Source organism: Pseudactinotalea terrae (genome assembly GCF_009733845.1).
Lineage (GTDB): Bacteria > Actinomycetota > Actinomycetes > Actinomycetales > Beutenbergiaceae > Pseudactinotalea > Pseudactinotalea terrae.
Window position 1 is genome coordinate 365,566 of the sequence record NZ_WNXZ01000004.1, and the last position, 6,000, is coordinate 371,565.

The 6,000-nt window shown below is 69.5% G+C and carries 5 protein-coding genes; all 5 read left to right on the plus strand.

The genetic code is table 11. From position 1 onward, the window contains the following. The first annotated feature begins 178 nt into the window (after positions 1-178). The 5 genes from GPA03_RS15410 to GPA03_RS15430 are packed head-to-tail and all read left to right on the plus strand — an operon-like array spanning position 179 to position 5,719. Positions 179-952, plus strand: a complete 774-nt coding sequence (locus GPA03_RS15410) for a DeoR/GlpR family DNA-binding transcription regulator (RefSeq protein WP_156252906.1) — start codon at positions 179-181, stop codon at positions 950-952. A gap of 60 nt (positions 953-1,012) precedes the next feature. Then, positions 1,013-2,386 (plus strand): ABC transporter substrate-binding protein, encoded by a 1,374-nt coding sequence (locus GPA03_RS15415; protein WP_156252907.1) that lies wholly within the window; start codon positions 1,013-1,015, stop codon positions 2,384-2,386. A gap of 14 nt (positions 2,387-2,400) precedes the next feature. Then, positions 2,401-3,357, plus strand: coding sequence for a carbohydrate ABC transporter permease (locus GPA03_RS15420; protein WP_156252908.1), 957 nt, complete (start codon positions 2,401-2,403; stop codon positions 3,355-3,357). Continuing rightward, a complete protein-coding gene (locus tag GPA03_RS15425; protein WP_156252909.1) occupies positions 3,354-4,244 on the plus strand; it encodes a carbohydrate ABC transporter permease in 891 nt (296 codons plus the stop codon). The genes GPA03_RS15420 and GPA03_RS15425 overlap by 4 nt, the downstream gene beginning before the upstream one ends. Next, the gene (locus tag GPA03_RS15430) at positions 4,241-5,719 is read left to right on the plus strand and encodes a mannitol dehydrogenase family protein (protein WP_156252910.1); all 1,479 of its coding nucleotides are present in this window, start codon (positions 4,241-4,243) and stop codon (positions 5,717-5,719) included. Before GPA03_RS15425 ends, GPA03_RS15430 begins: the two co-directional genes overlap by 4 nt. Positions 5,720-6,000: the final 281 nt, after the last annotated feature.

Genomic DNA, 6,000 nt, shown 5'->3' on the forward strand with positions numbered 1-6,000 from the left:
GACGCCCGATCGGGCATGAACTTCCGTGACCAGGTGCCCGATCCGCCGTCGGGAATGCCCGAGATCAGGCAAGAATCGGGCATCCGGCGAGGGGCAATCCCACTTGGGTTGTGCCCGGGGCCGGGCTACAACTGGGGGTGAGCGTTGACGCCCGACCCCCGACGAAGTGGAGGCAGCGATGCCTGATCAGGCAGGCGACGCCCGCCGAGCAGCCATCCTCGCCCAGGCTCGCGAGGAAGGGTCTGTCGCGGTAGCCGAGCTCTCGGCGACGCTCTCGGTGGCCACCGAGACCGTGCGCCGCGACCTGCGGGCACTGGTCGACGCCGGGCTCCTGCGACGCACCCACGGCGGTGCGAAGCCGGTGGAGGGCGCGGGGTTCGAGACTGCCCTCTCGCACCGCGCGACCTCGATGCTGCCGGAGAAGCAGCGCATCGCCGAGGCCGCGCTGGACGAGCTCGGCAACGCCGAGTCCGTCTACATCGACGAGGGCTTCACGCCCGACCTGGTGGCGCGTGGCCTCGGCAGGGTGGCCCGCCCGCTCGCGGTGGTGACCAACTCGCTCTCGGCGGCGCAGCACGTCGCCGAGTTCACCCAGCACAACGTGTACATCCTGGGCGGCCGGGTGCGTGCCCGCACGCAGGCGTCGGTCGACGAGTGGGCGCTGCGGATGCTCCGGGAGTTCACCCTCGACGTCGCAGTCCTCGGCGCGAACGGCGTCAGCCACGAGCGCGGGCTCACCACACCGGACCCGGTGGTCGCCGCGGTCAAGCGCGCCGCCGTCGCCGCCTCGCACCGGCGCATCTTCGCCGGCATCCACACGAAGTTCGGCGTGCGCAGCTTCGCGCACTTCGCCGACATCGCCGACTTCGAGGTCCTGATCACCGACACCGGCCTCAGCTCGACCGAGGCCCACCGACTCACCGCGCTCGGGCCGCGGGTCGTCCGCGTCTGAAGGAGGTTCCGCCGCCCGCACCCCGTCCTGACGGCACAACGAAGTACGAGGAGACAGGGAATGACGAGAAGATCCCAGGCACGACGGCGCTCGGTCGCCCTCGCGGGCATCGCCACCATGGCGCTCGCGGCGGGCTGCACCGCAGGGGCCGGAGGGTTCGACAGCTCGGAGCACTCGATCAACGTGCTGATGGTGAACAACCCGCAGATGATGGATCTGCAGGCACTCACCGCCGAGCACTTCACCGCCGAGACCGGCATCACCGTGAACTTCACGATCCTCCCGGAGAACGACCTGCGCGACAAGGCGTCCTCGGAGTTCGCCAACCAGGCGGGCCAGTACGACATCGCCACGCTGTCGAACTTCGAGATCCCGATCTACGGCCGCAACGGCTGGCTGACGCCGCTCAACCAGTACACCGACGTGGACTCCGAGTTCGACCAGGACGATATCTTCCCGGCCGCCACCGACGCGCTGAGCGTCGACGGCACCATCTACGGGGAGCCGTTCTACGGCGAGTCCTCGTTCCTCATGTACCGCACCGACGTGTTCGAGGAGGCGGGTATCGAGATGCCCGATCGGCCCACGTGGGACGAGGTCGCCGAGGCGGCCGCCACCGTGGACGGCTCGCGCGACGACATGGCAGGTATCTGCCTGCGCGGCCAGCCGGGCTGGGGGCAGGTGATCGCTCCGCTGACCACCGTCGTCAACACCTTCGGCGGCACCTGGTTCGAGGAGGACTGGACGCCCGGCGTCGACTCCCCGGAGTTCACCGAGGCGGTCCAGTTCTACGTCGACCTCGTGCGGGAGCACGGCGAGGCCGGTGCGCCGAGCGCCGGCTTCACCGAGTGCCTCAACGCGATGATCAGCGGCCAGGTGTCGATGTGGTACGACGCCACCTCGGCCGCCGGCAGCCTCGAGGCTGACGGGTCGCCGATCGCGGGGAACGTCGGTTACGCGCAGGCCCCGGTCGTGGAGACCGACTCCTCCGGGTGGCTGTTCCTGTGGTCGTGGGCGATGCAGGCACGCATCGCCGAGGAGGACCCCGAGCGGGCAGCCGACGCATGGGAGTTCATCTCGTGGGCGTCCTCCGCCGAGTACGAGGCCCTCGTGGGCGAGCAGTACGGCTGGGAGCGTGCCCCGGCGGGCAAGCGGCAGTCGACCTACGACAACCCCGACTACCTCGAGGCAGCCGGCGCGTTCGCCGAGGCCACCCGCACCGCGATCCTCGAGGCGGACCCGAACAACCCGGGCATCCAGCCACGCCCCGCGCCGGGGATCCAGTTCGTGGGCATCCCCGAGTTCACCGATCTCGGCACCAAGTTCAGCCAGTACGTCTCGAGCGCGATCGCGGGCAGGACGTCCGTGCCCGACGCGGTCTCGCAGGGCCAGACGCTCGCTGAACGGGTCGCCGACACCTACCAGGACGACTGAGGAAGGAGGACGTCATGACTGCCACCGAAGCTCCCCCCGCCACGACGAGCGCACGGACGATCCGTGCGTCCCAGACGGACGCCCAGGGCTACCCGACCGAGCCACGCGCGAGATGGATCCGCAGGGCTCCGCTCGTGCCGGCCTTCGTCTTCATGATCGTGGTCACGCAGCTGCCGTTCGTGGCCACCCTGGTGATCTCGTTCTTCCGCTGGGACGCGTTCCGCCCCGACGATCGGGGGTTCGCGTGGTTCGACAACTACGTCAACGTCTTCGTCGACGCGGACATGCGGGCCTCGGTGCTCACCACGATCACCCTGACCGTCAGCGTGGTGCTGCTGAGCCTCGTCCTCGGTCTGGGTGTCGCGTTGCTGCTGAACCGGAAGTTCTTCGGCCGCAGCCTGGTGCGCACCATGATCATCGCGCCGTTCCTCGTGGTCCCCGTCGCTGCCGCGCTGCTGTTCAAGCACGCGATCTACAACCCGACCTTCGGGCTGATCAACGGCGTGCTCGGCTGGTTCGGCCTCGAGGGCGTCGACTGGATCACCCAGTTCCCGCTGGGGTCGATCATCTTCCAGCTCGTCTGGCAGTGGACACCCTTCATGACACTGATCCTGCTCGCCGGGCTGCAGTCGCGTGACCACGAGGTCCTCGAGGCCGCAGGTCTCGACGGCGCCAGCTCGTGGCAGATGTTCGTCTTCATGACGCTGCCGCACATGCGCCGCTATCTCGAGCTCGCGGGGCTCCTCGGGGCGATCTACATCGTGCAGAACTTCGACGCGGTCTTCACGATCACGTCCGGCTCGCTCGGCACGGCCAACCTGCCCTACACGATCTACCAGACCCTCTTCACCGCGCAGAACTACGGGCTCGCATCCGCGCAGGGCGTGCTCGTGGTGATCGGCACGATCATCGTGTCGACCTTCGCGCTGCGATCGGTGTCGAGCCTGCTGAAGGAAGAGGCATCACGATGACCGCCGTCGCTGCTGCACCCACCCGCCGCGTCCGTGCGGCATCCGCCCCCGGCCGCAGTCGCGAGTCCCGTGGCACCCGCCTGGGTCTCGGCCTGGCCGCCTGGGCCGTGGGACTGCTGTTCGTGCTCCCGCTCGTGTGGATGGTGCTCACGAGCTTGCACTCCGAGACCGACGCGGCGAGCCCCTCGCCGCAGGTCTTCGCACCGCTCACGCTGGAGGGGTACCGGGAGTTCTTCGGCGCGGCCTCGGGGGCGAACCCGTGGCCGGCGCTGATCAACTCGCTGTGGGCAGCCGGCGTCAGCACGATCCTCGTGGTCCTGCTCGCCGTGCCGGCCGCGTACGCGCTGTCGGTGAAGCCGGTCCGCAAGTGGTCCGACGTGATGTTCTTCTTCCTCAGCACGAAGTTCCTGCCCGCGGTGGCCGGACTGATGCCGCTCTACCTGATCGCCGGGCGGCTGCAGATCCTCGACAACATCTGGTTCCTGCTGATCATCTACGCGGCGATGAACCTGCCGATCGCCGTGTGGATGCTCCGATCGTTCCTCGTGGACATCCCGCCCGCGCTCTTCGAGGCAGCATCGCTCGACGGCGCGGGGCTGCTGACCACGCTGCGCCGGATCATCCTTCCGATCATCTCGCCGGGGGTGGCCGCGACCGCGCTGATCTGCTTCATCTTCGCGTGGAACGAGATGCTGTTCGCCCGCGTGCTGACAGGCGTGACCGCGAACACCGCACCGGTGTACCTCACCGGTTTCGTCACGTCGCAGGGGCAGTTCCTCGCCCAGGTGTGCGCCGCCGCCACCGTAGTCTCGCTCCCGGTGCTGATCGCCGGGTTCGCCGCGCAGGACAAGCTGGTGCAGGGACTCTCGATGGGAGCAGTGAAATGACGCAGGAACCGATCCCGCTCACCGCGGCCAACCTCGAGGCGATCGCCGCCCGCGGGGTCACGGTGCCCACCTACGACCGCAGCGCGGTCACCGCCGGCATCGTCCACCTCGGTGTCGGGGCCTTCCACCGGGTGCACCAGGCCGTCTACACCGACGACGTGCTGGCCGCCGGCGCGACCACCTGGGGCATCTGCGGCGTCGGGGTGCTCCCGCAGGACGCGCAGATGGCCGAGGTGCTGCGATCCCAGGACCACCTCTACACGGTGCTCGAGAAGGTCGACGACGGCGTCTCCGCCCGGGTGATCGGCTCGATCGTCGACTACCTGCTCGCCCCCGAGGATCCCGAGGCCGTCGTGGCCAAGATCGCCGACCCGGCCACGAAGATCGTCTCGCTGACGATCACCGAGGGCGGCTACAGCGTCAACGAGGCCACCGGCTCGTTCGACCCCACGCCCGAGGTGCTGGCCGACCTCGAACCGGGAACGACGCCGTCGACGGCTTTCGGTCTCGTCGTGGCCGGGCTCGCCCGACGGCGGGAGAGCGGGACCGGCCCGCTGACGGTGATGTCCTGCGACAACCTGCCCGGCAACGGCGATCTCGCCAAGCTGGCGTTCGGGGCGTTCGCGGAGCGCATCGACCCCGAGCTGGGGCGTTGGGTACGGGATGAGGTCGCGTTCCCGAACACGATGGTCGACAGGATCGCGCCCGTGACGACCGATGCCGATCGCACCCTGCTGGCGGAGACCTTCGGTGTGGTCGACGGCTGGCCCGCCGTGTGCGAGCCGTTCCGGATGTGGGTGGTGCAGGAGCGGTTCGTGGCCGGCCGACCGGCCTGGGACGAGGCCGGCGCCACGTTCGCCGACGACGTGCGCCCGTACGAGCTGATGAAGCTCGGGCTGCTCAACTCCTCGCACCAGGCGCTCGCCTACTTCGGCCACCTGCTCGGGCACGTCTACGCCGACAAGGCTGCGACCGACCCGGACATCGCCGAGCTGGTGCGGCGCTACCTCGCCGAGGCCACCCCCGCCATCCCGCGTGAGCCGGAGATGGACCTGGAGGGCTTCCGCGACGAGCTGCTGCCCCGGTTCTCGAACGCGGCGATCGGCGACACCGTCGCCCGGCTCGCGGCCTACTCCTCCGACCGCATCCCGCAGTGGCTGGTGCCGGTGATCCGCGAGAACATCGCGGCAGGCCGTCCGGTGACGCATGCGGCGGCGATCGTGGCGAGCTGGGCCAGGTACGCCGAGGGCATCGACGAGCAGGGGGAACCGATCCACGCCGTCGACAACCGGTGGCAGGAGCGGCACGCCGCCGCGCTCGCCCAGGCCGAGGACCCGCTCGCGTTCGTGCGCAGCACCAGCATGTTCGGCGACCTGGCTGAGCGGCCCGAGTTCACCGAGCCGTACCTCGCTGCCCTGCACACCCTCCGCACCGACGGCGCCCGCGCCACGCTGCAGCAGCTGCTGGCCGGCTGACACTGCCGGCCCGCGGCTGCCCTGTCGTCCGGGCACCGCGAGGCCGGCCGCGGCCTGCCCTCCCGCCTGCACTCCCGCGCGCGTACCAGCGCTAGCCTCGCGCCCGCGTCGGCGCCCCGGTCCGCCCTCCCTCTTGCGCCGAGTTCGGTGCAGACCCTGACTGCCAGACTGCTTGTGAGTCAGTTGTCCTCGATTTGAGGAGCTGATTGTTGTGTCTGTTCGAAGGTTCCGTACTGCGGAGCAGAAGCGAGAGCTGGTCTATGAGTATGTCGGGCTTGGGT